General features: G+C 56.5%; 16 protein-coding genes and 1 tRNA gene. 15 read left to right on the plus strand and 2 right to left on the minus strand.

What is annotated here, in order from left to right; translation table 11 throughout:
• The first annotated feature begins 105 nt into the window (after positions 1 to 105).
• The 11 genes from FYJ78_RS06100 to FYJ78_RS06150 all read left to right on the plus strand — a co-directional run bounded on the left by FYJ78_RS06100 (position 106) and on the right by FYJ78_RS06150 (position 10483).
• Complete coding sequence (locus FYJ78_RS06100; RefSeq protein WP_154620509.1) at positions 106 to 1536, plus strand: DASS family sodium-coupled anion symporter; 1431 nt, start codon at positions 106 to 108, stop codon at positions 1534 to 1536.
• A 235-nt stretch (positions 1537 to 1771) separates the two neighbouring features.
• Positions 1772 to 3160: an aspartate ammonia-lyase gene (locus FYJ78_RS06105; RefSeq protein ID WP_154620556.1), complete on the plus strand. Its 1389-nt coding sequence runs from the start codon at positions 1772 to 1774 to the stop codon at positions 3158 to 3160.
• A gap of 184 nt (positions 3161 to 3344) precedes the next feature.
• Complete coding sequence (locus FYJ78_RS06110) at positions 3345 to 3530, plus strand: ferredoxin (protein WP_154620510.1); 186 nt, start codon at positions 3345 to 3347, stop codon at positions 3528 to 3530.
• A gap of 188 nt (positions 3531 to 3718) precedes the next feature.
• Positions 3719 to 4291, plus strand: coding sequence for a GTP cyclohydrolase I (gene folE, locus FYJ78_RS06115; RefSeq protein WP_154620511.1), 573 nt, complete (start codon positions 3719 to 3721; stop codon positions 4289 to 4291).
• A complete protein-coding gene (gene folP / locus FYJ78_RS06120) occupies positions 4291 to 5136 on the plus strand; it encodes a dihydropteroate synthase (RefSeq protein WP_154620512.1) in 846 nt (281 codons plus the stop codon). The genes folE and folP overlap by 1 nt, the downstream gene beginning before the upstream one ends.
• 31 nt (positions 5137 to 5167) lie before the next feature.
• Positions 5168 to 5530 (plus strand): dihydroneopterin aldolase, encoded by a 363-nt coding sequence (folB, locus tag FYJ78_RS06125; protein ID WP_154620513.1) that lies wholly within the window; start codon positions 5168 to 5170, stop codon positions 5528 to 5530.
• On the plus strand, positions 5527 to 6513 hold the full coding sequence (gene folK / locus FYJ78_RS06130; protein ID WP_154620514.1) for a 2-amino-4-hydroxy-6-hydroxymethyldihydropteridine diphosphokinase: 987 nt from the start codon (positions 5527 to 5529) through the stop codon (positions 6511 to 6513). Before folB ends, folK begins: the two co-directional genes overlap by 4 nt.
• A gap of 20 nt (positions 6514 to 6533) precedes the next feature.
• A complete protein-coding gene (locus FYJ78_RS06135) occupies positions 6534 to 7208 on the plus strand; it encodes a uracil-DNA glycosylase (protein ID WP_154620515.1) in 675 nt (224 codons plus the stop codon).
• Positions 7209 to 7369: 161 nt separating this feature from the next.
• Positions 7370 to 8407 carry a LacI family DNA-binding transcriptional regulator gene (locus FYJ78_RS06140; RefSeq protein WP_154620516.1) on the plus strand — a complete coding sequence of 346 codons (1038 nt, stop codon included), beginning with the start codon at positions 7370 to 7372 and terminating at the stop codon, positions 8405 to 8407.
• Positions 8408 to 8472: 65 nt separating this feature from the next.
• Positions 8473 to 8697: a hypothetical protein gene (locus FYJ78_RS06145; RefSeq protein WP_154620517.1), complete on the plus strand. Its 225-nt coding sequence runs from the start codon at positions 8473 to 8475 to the stop codon at positions 8695 to 8697.
• 67 nt (positions 8698 to 8764) lie between these two features.
• A complete protein-coding gene (locus tag FYJ78_RS06150; protein ID WP_154620518.1) occupies positions 8765 to 10483 on the plus strand; it encodes a methyl-accepting chemotaxis protein in 1719 nt (572 codons plus the stop codon).
• Positions 10484 to 10648: 165 nt separating this feature from the next.
• Here the strand turns inward: FYJ78_RS06150 and FYJ78_RS06155 are convergent, their stop codons facing one another.
• The gene (locus FYJ78_RS06155; protein ID WP_154620519.1) at positions 10649 to 11011 is read right to left on the minus strand and encodes a PTS glucitol/sorbitol transporter subunit IIA; all 363 of its coding nucleotides are present in this window, start codon (positions 11009 to 11011) and stop codon (positions 10649 to 10651) included.
• 217 nt (positions 11012 to 11228) lie between these two features.
• Between FYJ78_RS06155 and FYJ78_RS06160 the strand changes: the two genes are divergently transcribed.
• The 3 genes from FYJ78_RS06160 to FYJ78_RS06170 all read left to right on the plus strand — a co-directional run bounded on the left by FYJ78_RS06160 (position 11229) and on the right by FYJ78_RS06170 (position 14516).
• Positions 11229 to 11304, plus strand: a tRNA-Gln gene (locus FYJ78_RS06160).
• Positions 11305 to 11447: 143 nt separating this feature from the next.
• A complete protein-coding gene (locus FYJ78_RS06165) occupies positions 11448 to 12206 on the plus strand; it encodes an SGNH/GDSL hydrolase family protein (RefSeq protein ID WP_206671380.1) in 759 nt (252 codons plus the stop codon).
• Between the two features lie 231 nt (positions 12207 to 12437).
• Positions 12438 to 14516, plus strand: coding sequence for a methyl-accepting chemotaxis protein (locus FYJ78_RS06170; protein ID WP_195847885.1), 2079 nt, complete (start codon positions 12438 to 12440; stop codon positions 14514 to 14516).
• A gap of 146 nt (positions 14517 to 14662) precedes the next feature.
• Here the strand turns inward: FYJ78_RS06170 and FYJ78_RS06175 are convergent, their stop codons facing one another.
• Positions 14663 to 15847 carry an iron-containing alcohol dehydrogenase gene (locus FYJ78_RS06175; protein WP_154620521.1) on the minus strand — a complete coding sequence of 395 codons (1185 nt, stop codon included), beginning with the start codon at positions 15845 to 15847 and terminating at the stop codon, positions 14663 to 14665.
• Between the two features lie 272 nt (positions 15848 to 16119).
• Here FYJ78_RS06175 and FYJ78_RS06180 point away from each other — a divergent pair, with 272 nt between their 5' ends.
• Positions 16120 to 16995: a DMT family transporter gene (locus FYJ78_RS06180; RefSeq protein WP_195847886.1), complete on the plus strand. Its 876-nt coding sequence runs from the start codon at positions 16120 to 16122 to the stop codon at positions 16993 to 16995.
• Positions 16996 to 17131 lie beyond the last annotated feature (136 nt).

A 17131-nucleotide genomic window follows, 5' to 3' on the forward strand; every position in this document is an offset into this window, starting at 1 on the left:
ATCGGATTTCGTAGTTTCGCGTAGGAAGCATATTATATTAATACCATCAATAGAACCATAAGTCAAATCTGAGGGAGTCCATGACTGGATTCAAGGAGGTTAAACATGTCAGAGAAAAAGAATGGGCAGGGGATGGGGCCCCTGCTTCGCGGTATCCTCTGTGTGGCCATCGGAGCGGCCATCTGGTTTATCCCGGCTCCGGACGGAGTCGGGCCGCAGGCCTGGGGGCTGCTGGCAGTTTTCATTGCGACCATCGCGGGCTTTATCCTGCAGCCGATGCCGATCGGCGCAATCGCCATTATCGCCTGCACGTTGCTGCCGCTGCTCGGGATCATGAAGGCGGGCGAAGCGCTGGCCGGCTTTTCCAACACGACGATCTGGCTCATCGTTTCCGCCTTCATGTTTGCGGAAGGCTTCATCAAGACCGGACTGGGCAAGCGGATCTCTTATCTGCTGCTGTCGCGGTTCGGCAAGAGCTCGCTGCGCGTTGCCTATGTCATGAGCGCGGCGGACTTTATCATTGCCCCGTTCACTCCGTCTAATACGGCGCGCGGCGGCGGGATCATTTATCCGATCATTCGCAGCGTTACGGCGGCAATCGGCGCGGATGCCGAGTCAGGGAAGAACCGGCGCACCGGCGCTTTCCTTATGTTCAGCGCGTATGCTGCGGTCATCACTTCGGCCTGCATCTTCCTGACCGGCGCCTCGAACAACGTGCTTTGCAATACGCTGGCGCAGGAAATCTTCGGAACTTCGATTGGCTGGGGGGCGTGGTTTGCGGCCTGCATCATCCCGGGACTGATTCTTTCCATCGCGACGCCGTATCTGCTTTACAAGCTCATCGATCCCGAGCTGAAGGAGACGCCGGAAACCATGCAGCTGGCCCGGGAAGAGCTGAGCCGCATGGGCGCGATGACCGGGAAGGAGAAGATCCTCTGTGTGATTTTCGCTTCGGCGCTGGTCCTCTGGGCGACTGGCTCCATCCATCATATTGATTCGGCCTTCGTTGCTCTGCTCGGCCTTTCGGCGATGCTGCTGACGCGCATCCTTGACTGGTCGGATATCACGAAACAGCATGGCGCCTGGGATGTTCTGGTCTGGATGGGCGTGCTGGTGAATATGGCGGCATATCTGTCGAAATTCGGCCTGATGAAATGGTTCGCCGGCGCGATGTCCGCTCAGTTTGCGGGGATGCCGTGGATGACGATGCTGATCGTCCTGTGCCTCGTCTATACCTTTGCGCATTATCTGCTGGCCAGCAACAGCGCGCATATCATGGCCCTGTTTGCCGCCTTTGCGACGATTCTGGTATCGGCCGGAGCGCCTGTGCTCGGCGTGCTGATTCTTCTGGGCGCGCTCTGCAACAGCGCCTCCTTCCTCACGCACTATGGATGCGGCGTGACGCCGATCTTCTTTGGCGCGGGCTTCATGGGACAGGGACAATGGTGGAAAATCGGATTCATCGTTACGGTCCTTCATATCGTGGTCTGGATGGGCGTCGGACTGCCGGTCATGAAGGTTTTGGGTATGCTGTAATAAATTTTCACAATTGCATGATAATAATGTGCAATTATAGAGGACTATTTTTGCAAAATGTACTTGCATGTATTTTGTATACATGATACAATATAGACAGAAAGAGAAAAACAGCATTGCGTTTGCCGTGCGTTTCCATGTGTCGGCAGGGACTGCGATGAGGCTTGATCCGTTGGATGAAATAAGGATTTTGGATTGCCGCCGAAAGCGGCAGAGAGAAAGGAACGTGAAGATCATGAGAAAAGAACACGATTTTCTGGGAGAACTTCAGGTACCGGACGAGGTATACTACGGCGTGCAGACGATGCGTGCCATCGACAACTTCAAGATCACCGGACAAGTCATTGACTCGGACTTTGTTCAGTCTTTTGCCAAGGTAAAGAAAGCTGCGGCATTGGCCAATATGGCAACGGGACGGCTGGACAAGAAGATCGGCGAAGCGCTGGTGGCAGCTGCCGACGAGATCATCGCGGGCAAGATGCTGGATCAGTTCCCGGTGGATCCCATTCAGGGCGGCGCGGGAACGTCGGTCAATATGAACGTCAATGAAGTGCTCTGCAACCGGGCGCTGGAACTCATCGGCAAGCCAAAGGGAAGCTATGATATCATCTCGCCGAACAACCATGCCAACATGGCGCAGTCGACGAACGACGCATTCCCGACGGCCATCAAGGTCTGCCTGAGCCATAAGGCCAAAAAGCTTACGGCTTCGCTGGCCCGGCTGGCTGATGAGCTGGACAAAAAATCCGAGGAATACAAGGATATTCTCAAAATGGGGCGCACGCATCTGCAGGATGCGGTTCCCATTACGCTCGGGCAGGAAATGGGCTCGTATGCGTCGGCCGTCCGCCGCGGGATTCGCCGCATCGATCATGCCATCGAGGAAATCCATATCATCAACATGGGCGGTACGGCCGTCGGTACGGGACTCAATGCGGAGCCGGAATACATCCGCAAGGTGGCGGAAACCATGACGGAGGTAACGGGCGAGACGTATCGCACGGCGGACAACATCATCGACGCGACGAACAATACGGACGGCTTCTCGGATGTGTCGAGTGCCATGAAGACGACGGCGCTTGTCCTCATTAAAATGGCCAACGATTTCCGCCTGATGGCTTCCGGCCCGCGCTGCGGACTCAATGAGCTGAAACTGCCGAAGCGTCAGCCGGGCTCTTCCATCATGCCGGGCAAGGTTAATCCGGTTATCGCGGAGGTCCTCGATCAGGCCTGCTATCAGGTTATTGCGAACGATCTGGCGGTTTCTCTGGGCGTGGAAAACGGTCAGTTTGAACTCAATGTCATGGAGCCGGTCATCAGCTTCAACATGTTCAACTCCATGAAATATATGACGAACGCAGTCGATACCTTTGTCGACAAGCTTCTCATCGATCTTGAGCCGAACCGTGAGCAGTGCCAGGAATGGCTCGACAAGAGCGTCGGTGTGGTCACGGCCATGCTGCCGCATATCGGCTATGAAAATTCGGCCATGATCGCGAAGGAAGCATACAATACCGGCAAGCCGGTTCGTCAGGTCATTCTGGAGAAAGGCCTGATTTCCAAGGAAAAGATGGAAAAGATTCTTTCTCCCAAGCAGATGACGACGCCGGGCATCGCCGGCTGAGCTCAGCGTTTCTGAACTCTATTTCCATACACAAAACGAGCGGCGGATATCCGTTACGGGTATCCGCCGTTCGTTTCTTTCTTTTTTGTAACGATTATCACAGAAACCGCGCATGGGGACGAATACAATGAAGGGGAAGAGACCGGTAAACGATAGTAAGGATAAATAAAGGAGTGGTTTTGTCATGAAAGGATATGTCGATCAGGATCTGTGCGTCGGGTGCGGTATGTGCGCCGGTTCTTGTCCGGAGGGCTTCCGCATGGCCGAAAACGGGCTGGCCGAAGGCTGGCAGGAGCTTCCGCCGGACTGCGTGGACGACGCGAAACAGGCGGCCGAGGATTGCCCGGTCGGTGCGATCACGGTGAAATGAATCCGGACAAAATGAAACACCTCCCTTCACAGGGAGGTGTTTCTAGTATATCATATAAAGTGAAACTTATCCGATGCTTTAGGGGCGCTTATCTCCCGCCCGAAGAGGCGGGAGATTTTTAGCGCCCCTTAGCATCGGATAAAGGAAGGGCGTCAGGCCCTGAAACCTATACTGAGAGGACAGGTGACATGAGCGAAACGAATGAAAAGGCAGTCCGGGCGATGCGCGATTTTCTGGAGGCTGTCGGGGTGGATCTCGAAGCCCGGGGAATGGAAAAGACGCCGGAACGGGTGGCGAAGATGTACCAGTTCTTATTCAACGGGATCGGTCTGGATACCGCGCCGATCTGGGGGGAGACGTTTGATGCCGGTTCAGATGGGATGGTGGCGGTGCGCCATATTCCGTTTTATTCGATGTGCGAGCATCATCTGGTGCCGTTTTTCGGCGAAGTGAATCTCGTCTACCTGCCGGAGGCCGGCAAGGTGGCCGGATTCAGCAAGTTTTCCCGGCTCGTGGAAATCCTGTCTCATCAGCCGCAGCTGCAGGAGCGGCTGACGGCGCAGATCGCTGCCGCCGTGCGGCATGACCTTGGCGCAAAGGGCGTGCTGGTCACGGTTGAGGCCCAACAGCTCTGTATGACCATGCGAGGCGACCTCGCGCATGGCACGCGGACCGTCACATCGGAATGCAACGGCGTGTTCCGGGCGGATTCCGCGCTCTATCATCAGGCATGGATGATACTGGGAGGAGAAAAATCGTAATGACAAGCCGCACTTATACGCTTAAACATGGCAAACAGCTGGTACTCGGAAAGCGCACGCTGGTGATGGGGATCCTCAATGTAACGCCGGATTCCTTTTCCGACGGCGGCCGTTGGAATACCGTGGACCGTGCGCTGAAGCACATGGAGGAAATGGTCCGGGTCGGCGCTGACATCATTGACATCGGCGCGGAGTCCAGCCGTCCGGGGTTTGTGACGATGCCGGCCGCGCAGGAAATCGAACGCCTGATGCCGTTTTTGGACGCATTGGTCCGCGAGTGTCCGGTCCCGATTTCTGTGGACACGTTCAAAGCGGAAACGGCAAGGGAAGCGGCCGCCGCGGGGGCGGATATGCTTAATGACATCTGGGGCATGCAGTATGCGGAAGAACCGGGCCGGATGGCGGAAGTGGCCGCTTCATCGGGGCTGCCGATCGTAGTCATGCACAATCAGGATGGCAAGGAGTATCCGGGCGATATCATCGCGTCGATGAAAGACTTTTTCCGCCGTTCGCTGGCCATCGGCGAACGGGCCGGCGTGCCGCGCGAAAACATTATCCTCGATCCGGGGATCGGCTTTGGCAAGACGCCGGAGGGGAATCTTGAGGTGCTGCGCCGCCAGCAGGAGCTTTTGGAGATCGACGGAGTCCGGTATCCGCTGCTGCTCGGCACCAGCCGCAAGAGCTTTATCGGCGCGGCGCTCGGCCTGCCGGTAGAAGAGCGGATGGAGGCGACCGGGGCGACTTGTGTTCTGGGAATCGCCAAGGGAGCGGATATCGTGCGCGTTCATGATGTGAAACCCATCGTGCGCATGTGCCGCATGGCCGATGCGGTTTTGAACGGCTGATCGGTTTTGTCGGAAAGGAAGCAAAGCGGATATGGATCAGATTACCCTGACCGGTATGGATTTTTATGGATACCATGGCTGTCTGCCGGAGGAACGGGAAAAAGGACAGCATTTTTTCATTGACCTTACAATATATGCCGAACTGCAGAAAGCCGGCGAAACGGATGATTTATCGGCGACGATCAACTATGCGTCGGTTTATGAGACGGTCCGCGCTGTCGTGGAGGGGGAACCGGTCCGCCTGATTGAGACGGTGGCGGAGCGGATTGCCGCGGCGATCCTTCGCGAAGAGCTGGGGGTTCAGCGTCTGGACGTGACGGTGCATAAGCCGTCCGCACCGCTTGGCGGCCCGTTCCGCGATGCGGCGGTTCATATTGCGAGGTCGCGTTCATGAATGATGTGCAGCGCCGGATATGGCTGAGTCTTGGCGCAAATCTCGGCGATCGGGGAGAAACCATCCGCGAAGCATTGCGCCGTATTGCCGCGCTGCCGGAAACCGATCTGCTTCAAACGGCGCCGTTTTATGAAACAGCGCCGTGGGGAAAGACGGATCAGCCGGGCTTTATCAATACGGCTGCAGAAGTTCGCACCGGGCTGGCGCCGCTCGAACTGCTGCACAGGCTGCAGCGGATTGAACGGGAGCTCGGCAGGGTCCGCCATGAGCATTGGGGCGCGCGCACGATCGATATCGATATGCTGGCTGCGGAGGGAACCGTGTGCCGTACCGGGGAGCTGAACCTGCCGCATCCTTATCTTACGGAGCGGGCCTTTGTGCTCATCCCGCTTCGCGACATCGCGCCGCAGCTGATCGTGCAGGGTAGAAGCATCGCGGCGTGGTGCCGCCGCGATGAGATTGCCGGGCAGGCAGTCGTTCCGGCGCCGGAGCTTGACGAGCCTTATCCGCTGAAGCTGATCGTCGCGGTGGATGAAGCGCGCGGGATGGGCCGGAACGGGCAGCTGCTCATGAAGCTGGACGAGGATATGGCCCGGTTTCGGGCGCAAACGATGGGGCAGACGATCATCATGGGCCGCAGGACGATGGAAAGCCTGCCCGGCGGCCGGCCGCTTCCGGGCAGGATCAATGTGGTTTTGTCCTCCGGGGCAGATGTCCCGCAGGGATTTCAGGTCTGCCGGAACGAGAAGCAGCTTTGGCAGCTTCTCGGCCGGCTCCGGCGCGATGAGCCGGGACGCGGGAACTGGTGCATCGGCGGCGCACAGACCTGCCGGACTCTTTGGCCGTATATCGGCGAGATTCGTCTGACCCGTCTGCCCGGTGAGCATGGCGCGGACTGCTTTCTGCCGGATCTTCAGGGGTTTCGGCTGCAGCAGGAAGAAAGAGGCAGGGCCTGTACGTTCCAATGCTGGCAGAGAGCATGACGGAGAAAGGAAGCGTGGGCATGGAAATCTTTCATAATGATTGGGCGCAGTACTTGAACGAGGAGCTGAAAAAGCCGTATTATCAGGAGCTGCGTCAGTTCCTGATCAGCGAATACCGTACGCACCGGATCTATCCGGACATGTTTGCGATATTCAATGCACTGCATTATACGAGCTACGCGGATACCAAGGTAGTCATTCTCGGGCAGGATCCCTATCATGGGCCGGGGCAGGCGCATGGCCTGTCCTTTTCGGTCATGCCGGGCGTTCAGCCGCCGCCTTCATTGATCAATATTTTTAAGGAACTGCAGGATGATCTCGGCTGCCGCGTGCCGAATAACGGCTGTCTCCGTCCCTGGGCCGATCAGGGCGTGCTGCTGCTCAATACCGTGCTGACCGTCCGTGAGCATCAGGCCAACTCGCATCATGGGAAGGGTTGGGAGATTTTCACGGATAAAATCATCTCCCTGCTGAACGAACGGGAAAAGCCGATGGCGTTTATCCTTTGGGGAACTCCGGCGCGGCGCAAGAAGGCGATGATTACCAATCCCAGACATTATATCGTTGAATCCCCGCATCCCAGCCCGCTTTCGGCCAGCCGCGGCTTTTTCGGCAGCCATCCCTTCTCGCGGGTCAACGACTTTCTCAAGAGCACCGGACAGCAGCCGATTGACTGGCAGCTTCCGGATCTTTAACGTGACTGATTCAGCGCCCGTTTTTGTGCGGGACGTTTCGGTGTTTCACCTTGATTTCTCCTTGCCTTTTCCGAAAAAATCGCCTAAGATAATACCAAAGATACGTGCCGCTGCCGCGTCTTGGACGTCAGTGGCGCAGATCATGAGACAGGGGTAGGAATATGGAGCAGAAGAAGACAATCAAGGATGTAGCGGAGCTTGCAGGCGTGTCAAAAAGTACGGTTTCCCGCTATTTGAATCATGGCTATATCAGTCTGGAGAAGCAGGAACGGGTACGCAGGGCGATCGAGAAGACCGGATTTCAGTCCAATTTCTTTGCCAGACGCCTCAAAACCAAAGAGAGCAAGCTGATCGGTATCGTGCTGCCCCGGATGGATTCGGTCACGGTCGGGAAGCTGCTGGCCGGTATCGGCCGGGTGCTGGAGCCGGCCGGTTATCAGGGTATTCTGCTGGTGAGCCAGCTTTCGGTCAGCAAGGAGCTGGAGAATATCCGCAACCTGCAGCAGCAGGGCGTAGACGGCATCCTTGTCGATTCGGTGGGGATCACGCGGGAACATATCCGTCTGGGCAGGGAATCAGCGCTGCCCATCCTCTATACCGGACAAAAGCACGAGGGAGTTCATTACGTCAAGCTGGATGACCGGGCGGCCGGGCGTATGATGGGCGCGTACCTGCGCCAGATGGGGCATTGCCGCGCGGTTTTTGCCGGGGTCAGCGAACGGGATACCGCCGTCGGCATCGACCGGAAGCAGGGGTTCATTGAGGCATTTACCGAGGGACGCCGCAATGCGAGGGTGGACTTTGTGGAAACCGGATTTGATTTTCTGTCGGCCTACAATCAGGCGGAGGAAGTCCGCCGCTGTCAGGCTACCGTTGTCGTCGGCGCGACGGACAACATCAGTCTGGGCATCCTGCGTTATTTTCATGAACGCGGCATAAAAGTCCCCGAGGAGATTTCCGTCGCCGGCTTTGGCGGCTATGAAGTCGGAGCCGTCGTATACCCGGCTTTGACCACCGTTGCCTTCGACTACGAGCTGGTGGGGATGAAGGCGGCCAGATATATGTTGGATCTGCTGCAGAACAAGCCGGTGGAAGAGTGCATGGACGTTCCGCTGTTTTTTGTGGAGCGCGAAAGCGTCCGCAATCTGACGAAGGCCTGTGAGCCGGAACAGCCCGCTTCCATGAACGGGATGACCTGAACCATAAAGAAGAGACTGGTTTTGAATCAAGGATTCAGCATGCTGGAAATCGTAAGAAATTCCAGTTGAAGAAGAAGGAGGGACTACGCTATGGACGGGCGAAGAAGGGCGACTTCCTGAACGCGTTCAACTGTTTCAACGTCGATAAAAACCTTTTCATGGATGACGTCTATATGGCGTATGATGACTATGATTACGGAGATTTTCCCATCAAGACAAAGGAGAATTACGCTGATGGCTATCAGACACCGCGGCCTTTCTGGCTTAAACATCATCCGGCAAAGGCATGAAGTGCTGAACGAAAGTCCGGCATGCAGGGAAAAATAGTTATTATGGAATGAGAAAGGAAGGGTTTTTATGAGGTGGATCAATGACATCAGGGTATCGTTCAAGATTCTGATCCTTGCGGTCATTGCGGCGGTTGCGCTGCTCTTTGTCGGTTATACGGGATATAGTATGCTTGATCAGGCAAACTATCGCATGAGCAAGATGTATAATCAGAAGCTTAAGAATCTGCAGTCGGTTGATGAGATGAAGTATCTCATGCGCGACATGCAGACGCATGAGTTGAACCTCGCGGACAGCAAAGACGCGGCGGTGCAGCAGAAGAACATCAAGACCATCGAGAGCATCAACAGCCGTTTCCACGACACGATGGACGCCTATATGGATAATGTAAAGGGGATCGATGGCGTGTCAGAGCGCATCGACGCAGCGAGCAAGGCATGGGACGGCCTTTACAAGACGGGCAAGCAGATCGAGTCGCTCGTCAAGGAGGGTAAGAACGACGAGGCACGCGAGCTCTATTTTAAGGATGGGCAGGCGAATAGTTCGGCCGCCGGCAAGCCAATCAAGGAACTCCAGAAGATGACCATCGACAACGCAGAGGAGGTCTACCAGCGCAACCTCACGAAGGCGGGCGAGGCGACGCGCAACATGATCCTCGAGGGGATTCTGGCGCTTGTTGTGCTTGTGGGGACGGCACTCTGGATCTCGCGCGAGATCACGCGCCCGCTCCACGAGATGCAGAAGACGTGCGAGAATCTCAAGAATGGTGATTTCCGCCTCGTCGAACATACGGTGACGCGCGGCGATGAGTTCGGCGATATGGCGGCGACCATCGCTGAGATGCAGGTAAGTCTCAACCGGCTCATGCACAATACGAACGACTCCGCAAGTCAGATCGCGGCGGCGAGTGAGGAACTTTCCGCAAGCTCTGAGCAGTCAGCGCAGGCTTCGGCGCAGGTTGCGGAGTCCGTACAGCGTGCGGCAGATGCCGTACAGGCACAGGAAGGCGAGGTCGAAAAGGGTACACAGGCAGTGACGGAGGCGAATGATTCCGTCGGCAAGATGCACCATCAGGCCGAGCGTGTCGCCGCGCATGCCCAGGAGGCGTATGAGCGCGCCGACAAGGGCAGCGAGGCCGTTGCTGGCTCAGTCGCGCGCATCAAGAGCGTCGAAACGACCGTGCAGCAGTCCGCACAGATTGTCGACAAGCTCGGTAAGAGTTCGCAGGAGATTGGCACCATCGTCGAGACCATCGGCTCCATCGCCGAGCAGACGAACCTTCTTGCACTCAATGCGGCCATCGAGGCGGCGCGTGCGGGCGAACACGGCCGCGGCTTCTCTGTTGTCGCGGACGAGGTACGCAAGCTCGCCGAGGAATCGGCGCAGGCCGCGCAGAAGATCGCTGACCTCATCACCGCAATCCAGAAAGATACGGCTGCGGCGGTCTCCTCCATGCAGGACGGCAGTCAGGCTGTCGCCGATGGAGCTGCTTCCGTGGAGAGCCTCAGACAGTCGTTCGAGGAGATTCGCGTCTTTGTCGACGGCGTCTCAAAGGAAGCGAATGCGATGGCGGCGGAAATCAAGAAGGTAAACGACGGGACGAACAATATTTCCAACCAGATGCAGGAGATCGATGCACAGGGTACGACGGTATCGAGCGAGATGGAGAACGTTTCCGCAGCGACGGAGGAACAGTCCGCCTCTGCCGGCGAGATCGCCACGGCGAGCGAGAGCCTTTCGAAGCTCGCGCAGGAGCTTACGGAATCGCTGCAGAAATTCCAGTATTGATACAGGTGGCGAAAGGGGCTGCTGCACATAATACACGGCCCCATCAAAAGGCCATTAGAACATAGTTGTGACATGAAAACTCCCCCTATGATGACCGTTTTATTTTTAACGATCACTCATAGGGGGAGTATATTCCTCGTGCAGCAGCACCGTTTTACCTGTGTGTTATTTTTTCGTAAAGGTGATATGGGCGCCGTTGCTCAGAGTCGGCAGAGCCGGGCCTTTGACGATGATCTGGCCGGGCATCGATCCCTCGGCATTGAAGACCAGCGTGCAGTGTCCTTCCTCGCGGATCGTATCATTGGCGGCGTCTCCGACCTTTTCAACCGTGAACTTGATTCCGCCCATCAGCAGTTTGTCACCCTTCTTGATGTCCTCCTTGAGTTCGCCGGGCGTATGTTCAATGACCATGTCGGCGAGATTCGGGCGGACGTCCTCATCCAGCAGAATGGCGCTGTTGTTGTTTTCCAAAAACGTCCGGGCCAGATTGCCGATAGCTGTAATCGATACATCATACTTGATATCCATACCGTTCATTCCTCCAGAGTGTATAGAGATAGTACACAATTTCCCCTATTTTGCATCCCGCTTCATTATATCATATTTTTATCCGGAAAAGCGGGGACATTTGCCCGATTTTTTGCTTGGTTTGCCGAAAATTCCCGAAATCGGATAAAAAAGAGTTGACAGGCAGGGATCTTTTGCGTATAATATTTTATGTTGACAGCAGAAATGCTTGTTTTACAGGGGTATCGCCAAGTTGGTAAGGCACGGGTCTCTGAATCCCGCATGCGTTGGTTCGAGTCCAGCTACCCCTGCCATGGAATGATGAAGCACCGCGGAGGCGGTGCTTTTTTTGTATGTGCGGGACATGAGGTTCTTATTGATTCTTAGTATCTCTTTATGATAAAATGTAAATGGTTACACCAATAACATTCAATCGCAATAAATAAGGAGGAACGGAATGGAACGCAGGACATTTATTCGTACAATGGGAGCCGGAGCAGCGGCTTTGGTGCTGAGCAGCCTTACGGCGCCGGAACGGACGTCAGCCGGTGCTGCCTCCGATTATGTGGTAAGCTGCTTTGGCGATTCGACGACCTGGGGAGCCAACGGAGAAGCGTCCGGAGGCGGCATGGACATCGCCTGGCCGGGCAGGCTCAAGGAAAAAATGGGGTTCCGTGAGGTCTATAATTTTGGCAAGAAGGGGTCGCGGCTGGCAGTGACGGCAGAGCGGAAGGACAGCTTTGTAGAACGTCTGGATCAGGTGCTGGCAAAACCGGCGGATCTTTTTCTGGTCCTGGGCGGGGTGAATGACTTTCAGCATGATGTGCCGCTCGGCAGCGCCGGGGAGGAAGATACGCATACGGTATGCGGCGCGGTCCGCCATATCATCGAAGGCATTCTCACGCGGTATCCGGATCGGAAGCTGATCTTTCTGACGCCGATGAAAAATAACTTTCAGCATCCGACCAAGCATTATCCGGGGTCTTTTGATAAGAACGCGCAGGGTCTGATTCAGGCGGATTATGCGGCGGCGATTCGGAAGATCTGTGATTATTACAGCGTACCGGTTATCGACCTCTATGCGGAAAGCGGCATTTCGCCGTTCCTGCCCGCCCAGCAGAAGCGGTACATGCCGGATGGGCTGCATTACAGCGAGGCCGGCTATGAGCGGCTCGCGGAGCGCATCGGCGGAGAACTGCGGCGGTTCCTGGGCTGAGGGATTCGGCGATCGTGCGGGTGAAACGATGGAGCTGCTGCGCAGGATGGTCGGGACGGGAAACTCAATAATCACCAATAAAAAAGAATACGCGTCATTTCCCGAAAATCTGAGATGGGAAGGATGGATGACAGGCAGGTATTTAACCAAAATGCTTCATGCGATATAATAGAAAACGAGAGAAAAGACATGCTGTCTGCATGGGATGTTTTTAGGAAGGGGATGGATGTTATGGATCATGTTTTAGGGAAATTGGGGATCAAGCAGAAGATCATGGCCTGCGTGACGCTGGTTTTTGTCGCGGCGATGCTGATCCTTGCGCTGATCATGAATCAGCTCGTCGTCAGCAATGAGCGTTCGGATTTTTCGGAGAGCGCGGGACGCGAGGCAGAGCAGGTCGATATGATGGTGGCGACCTTTATCGACGGACTCAGGGGCGGTCTTGTCAATCTCGCGAACGATCCGCTGCTCCGTCAGGGCGGCACGATCACGCGCTATATGGACGAGTCGGCCGGCGCGCCGGGAGCGGACGGCATGATCGCGATGGATCCGGATGCCAAAGGCGGCTTTGAAGCATCGGCGTATCATCTCTTTGAGCGCTACGGTCAGGCGAACAAGGACTCCGTTTCCGTCGTCAGCTACGGTACGACGGACGGCGGATTTCTCCAATATCCTGCCGTCAAGCGCAAAAAAGGCTACGACTCCCGTCAGCGCGACTGGTTTACAAACAACATAGGCGGCAGCGGCGTGAGCGTTACCAAGCCGTTTAAGACTTCGAAGGGAACGCCGACGATTGGTCTTTTCACCGTCGTCAGGAGCATGAACGGCGAGGCGCTCGGCGTTTTGGGACTCAATGTCGACCTGCCGGTGATAACGGACCGGATAGGCGGCATCAAAATCGGTGAGACAGGCTATATCATGATGCTGGATCCGGACGGCGTCATCATTGCGGACCCGAAGCATGAGGACAAGGCGTTTACCAAGCTCAGCGAGGCGGATCTCGGCGGTCTGTCAAAGGTCGATCTTTCCAGCCGGGAGCCGCAGGAAGTCGCGCTCGACGGTGCGGATAAATACGTCGTTGCGTACCAGTCGGAGAAAACGGGCTATCAGTATCTTGTCGTTGTCGACCGCGCGCAGGTCCTGGCCAATGCCGTACATTTGCGCTGGGTGATCGCGGCGGTATTCCTTGTGACGCTGCTGCTTATCTTCTTCGCGGCAAACGGTCTGTCCAGTGCGATCGTGCGGCCGATCCGCGAACTGGAGCAGGCGGCGGAGCGCATCGCGGGCGGAGATCTGCGCGATACGGAAATCCGCGTGCAGACGAAGGATGAAATCGGCCGTCTGGCGCAGTCCTTCCATGCGATGGCCGGCCAGCTCGGTGCGTTGCTCGGTCAGGTGAAGGGCAGTGCGGATGATGTCACAACGGCCTCGCAGCAGATGTCGGAAGGGGTCGAACAGGTAGCGGAGACGATCACGCACGTTGCGGAGCAGGTGTCCGATATTGCCGCGTCCGCGGCGAAGCAGAAAGAGACGATCGATGAGGTGGTCACCAGCATCCGCACGATGACCGACAAGGTCACCGGCATAGCCCGGACTTCGGCGCGCATCAGCGACGCATCCGGGCAGGCAGGCGAAGCGGCCGGCGAGGGTGGCAAATCCATTGACGGCGCCGTCCAGCAGATGGAAAAGATCCGCATGACGGTCGAAGGCTCGGCTCACGCGGTAGCGGAACTCGACAAGAGCTCCGAACACATCGGCGAGATCGTCAATACGATTCAGGAAATTGCCGAGCAGACGAATCTCCTCGCGCTTAACGCCTCCATCGAAGCGGCGCGCGCAGGGGAGCATGGACGCGGCTTCGCTGTCGTTGCCGGCGAGGTCGGCAAGCTTGCCGCGCAGTCCGGCGAGGCTGCCGAGGAAATTGCCAAAACCATCAGCGAGGTGCAGCGGGTCACGCAGCGCGCCGTTCAGGCGATGAATACCGGCACGGAGGAAGTCCGCGTAGGAAGCGATGTCGTGAGTTCAGCGGGCAGCCAGTTCCGGCAGATTGCGGAGCATGTCGCCGAGGTCGATCGTCTCGTCAAAGAATCGGCGCAGAACGCCGCCGCTGTGGCGGAGGCGAGCCGCGAAGTATTGAAAGGCTCCGAGGACGTTGACACGGCGACGGGAAATGTGACGGAAAACATCTCGTCCATCTCCGCTGCGACGGAAGAACAGTCCGCTACGATGGAGGAAATCGCCGCTTCAAGCCAGAATCTGGCCAATATGGCGGAACATCTTCAGAAGGAAGCGGGAAAATTCAAGTTCTGAGCGAAATGCGGAATCGGCGGATCTTTTCCGTATCGTCATATCGGTAAAACGAAGAGGGTATGCTTTCCCGGCAGGACCAGAAAACAAATGGTCCTGCCGGGGGCATACCCTCTTTTCCTGCAGCAGCGTTTTGACGGAGGAAAGGCTCAGTGGTTGGCCTTCTGGTAGATCGCGATGGCTGCCGCCCGATCGATGGGATGGAAGCTGCCGATCGTTTTCGTGCCGCCGGCGGTGCAGCTGTCGGCGAGCGCCGCGATCGCATCGTCGGAAAGAACGCCGATGCCGAGCTCGCTGAAGCAGACCGGCATACCGAGAGAGCGGAAATAATCGACGGTTTTCTGAATGCCGGCATGGGCTTTTTCTTCGGCGCTGCCGGAACGAATCTCCCAGACGCGCTCAGCGAATTTTGCGAAACGGGCCGGATCGTCCGGACAGACATAGTCGGCCCATGCGCCCCAGAGACTCGTCAGCGAAGCGCCGTGTGTGACGTCAAATGCGCCGCTGAGTTCATGCCCGAGCTTATGACAGGAGAAGTCTTTGCCGCGGCCAAGTTCGGTGAAATTGGAATGGGAGACGCTGCCGCACCACATGATTTCGCTCATGGCGTCATAATTGGTTGGATCGGCGACGGCGATTTTCGACTGGGCAATGACGTTTCGGAGCAGGGCCTCAGCGACGAGATCGGTGAACTCATTGGACTCCTTGACGCTGGTGAAATATCGTTCCATCGTGTGCATGAGAATATCGGAGATGCCGCAGACAAGCTGCCGGTGCGGGACCGTGAAGGTAAGCTCGGGATTCATGAACGCAAGAGCCGGACGGTTGAACGGGCTGTTCAGCCCTACTTTCTTATGGGTATCTTCGTTGGTGAGAACCGCAGAATCGCTGGTTTCACTGCCCGCCGCCGCCAGTGTCAGGATGGATCCTATCGGCATGGACTTCGTGAGGTGGGCGCGTCCGGTCCAGAAATCCCATACATCGGTGCCGGGGTTCGCCGTACCATGGGCGATGGCCTTGGCCGAATCGATCACGCTGCCTCCGCCGATGGCCAGAATGAAATCGGCATGGAAGCTCAGAGCCTCGCGTATGCCCTCGCGGACCAGAGAAAGATGCGGATTGGGCTGGACGCCGCCGAGTACGCGGAACGCCAGCCCGGCCGAGGTCAGAATACATTCAATGCGGGCCAGCAGTCCGCTGCGGATGACACTGCCGCCGCCGTAGACGATAAAGATGCGGCTTGCTCCGCGCTCGCGCAGCTTCTCTGCGACCTTTTCCTCTGCGCCGCGGCCAAAAAGGATTTCGGTAGGACATTGAAACTGAAAACTTTGCATGAAAAGTACCTCCCCGAACGTAGTACCGATGATAAAAACAATATACTATTGATGTTCGCGCCGACAAAAGGGATTTCCTGCCGGAAAGGGAAAAACCCTTTGTCCGTTTTGACAAAAACAGACCAATCCGCAGGCTGTAACCCTGTTACCTGAAATTTTTTCAAGGTGTAGTCAGGCGAAAGAAAATTTGTTACAATGTACTCTCGATGAACACATGGACAAGCAGGGAGCTCCGGACGAATGACGGGGCAGCAGAAAGGGAGCTGGTGAGAATGAATACGAAACGCGCGGAGATGTTGATGCTCTTTGTGACGTTTTGCTGGGGATCGTCGTATCTGTTTATGAAGACGGGACTGGAGTCAGTCGGTCCGTTTACCCTGATCGCTTACCGCTTCGGGATTGCCTTTGCGGCAGCAGCGCTGCTGCCGGGGCGGGCCTGGCGCTCGCTGACGAGGCCGGTGATAATGGCCGGCGTGATTACGGGGGCTTTGGTTTTTATCAGTTTTTCCTGTCTGGTCATCGGGGTGGAGTATACGACGACGTCCAATGCGGGATTTATCACGAGCCTCATGGTCGTATTCATCCCGTTTGTGGAGAAATACGGCTATGGGCGGCCGGTCCGGGCCGGCATCCTTTTCCCGTCTGCCTTGTCGGCGGCCGGCGTCGGTTTTCTGACGCTTCACCGGGGCCTCAGTCTCAATCCCGGCGATCTGCTTTGTCTCTGCGGTGCGATGCTCAATGCTGTACAGGTCTGTTATGCCAGCCGCCTGCTGGTCCGCATGGACGCGCTGATGCTCAGCGTCCTGCAGTTTGGCGTTACCGGCCTTCTGGGAGTGGCTGCGGCATTTTTGTTGGAATCGCCCGCTTTGCCGACCGGTTTTTCGGGCTGGTTTTCCGTCGGCTACCTCGGCCTGATCTGTTCGGCGTTCGGCTTTATCGCTCAGTTGACCGCACAGAAATACACTTCGGCAGAGCGCATCGGCATTTTGTTTTGTCTGGAGCCGGTCTTTGCCGCGATGATCGGCGTGATCGTTCTGCATGAACCCTTCGGGACGGGCAGCCTGATCGGCGCGGCACTGGTTCTGACCGGTGTGATTTTGTCCGGCCGGAGCAGCCGGACGGACAGACGGCGTGAAGCAGAAGTCTGAAATTTTGTCTTTTCCTTGCGCACAAAAAAGGGATTCGTCTATCAAATGGCGAATCCTTTTTTTGCAGCTGGATATATCGGACAATTCATAGAAATCAGAAAAACACATGGGGAGGAGGGATGTTTCGTTCAAATAC

It is taken from the genome of Wylensekiella montiformis, from assembly GCF_009697385.1.
In the GTDB taxonomy this organism is placed as follows: Bacteria; Bacillota; Negativicutes; order Selenomonadales; family Selenomonadaceae; genus Selenomonas_A; species Selenomonas_A montiformis.

Excerpts from the sequence above, each read along its gene's own strand:
- FYJ78_RS06100 (WP_154620509.1), top strand. The coding sequence starts at position 106 with ATGTCAGAGAAAAAGAATGGGCAGGGGATGGGGCCCCTGCTTCGCGGT.
- FYJ78_RS06105 (WP_154620556.1), top strand. The coding sequence starts at position 1,772 with ATGAGAAAAGAACACGATTTTCTGGGAGAACTTCAGGTACCGGACGAG.
- FYJ78_RS06110 (WP_154620510.1), top strand. The coding sequence starts at position 3,345 with ATGAAAGGATATGTCGATCAGGATCTGTGCGTCGGGTGCGGTATGTGC.
- folE (WP_154620511.1), top strand. The coding sequence starts at position 3,719 with ATGAGCGAAACGAATGAAAAGGCAGTCCGGGCGATGCGCGATTTTCTG.
- folP (WP_154620512.1), top strand. The coding sequence starts at position 4,291 with ATGACAAGCCGCACTTATACGCTTAAACATGGCAAACAGCTGGTACTC.
- folB (WP_154620513.1), top strand. The coding sequence starts at position 5,168 with ATGGATCAGATTACCCTGACCGGTATGGATTTTTATGGATACCATGGC.
- folK (WP_154620514.1), top strand. The coding sequence starts at position 5,527 with ATGAATGATGTGCAGCGCCGGATATGGCTGAGTCTTGGCGCAAATCTC.
- FYJ78_RS06135 (WP_154620515.1), top strand. The coding sequence starts at position 6,534 with ATGGAAATCTTTCATAATGATTGGGCGCAGTACTTGAACGAGGAGCTG.
- FYJ78_RS06140 (WP_154620516.1), top strand. The coding sequence starts at position 7,370 with ATGGAGCAGAAGAAGACAATCAAGGATGTAGCGGAGCTTGCAGGCGTG.
- FYJ78_RS06150 (WP_154620518.1), top strand. The coding sequence starts at position 8,765 with ATGAGGTGGATCAATGACATCAGGGTATCGTTCAAGATTCTGATCCTT.
- FYJ78_RS06155 (WP_154620519.1), bottom strand. The coding sequence starts at position 11,011 with ATGGATATCAAGTATGATGTATCGATTACAGCTATCGGCAATCTGGCC.
- FYJ78_RS06165 (WP_206671380.1), top strand. The coding sequence starts at position 11,448 with ATGGAACGCAGGACATTTATTCGTACAATGGGAGCCGGAGCAGCGGCT.
- FYJ78_RS06170 (WP_195847885.1), top strand. The coding sequence starts at position 12,438 with ATGGATCATGTTTTAGGGAAATTGGGGATCAAGCAGAAGATCATGGCC.
- FYJ78_RS06175 (WP_154620521.1), bottom strand. The coding sequence starts at position 15,847 with ATGCAAAGTTTTCAGTTTCAATGTCCTACCGAAATCCTTTTTGGCCGC.
- FYJ78_RS06180 (WP_195847886.1), top strand. The coding sequence starts at position 16,120 with ATGAATACGAAACGCGCGGAGATGTTGATGCTCTTTGTGACGTTTTGC.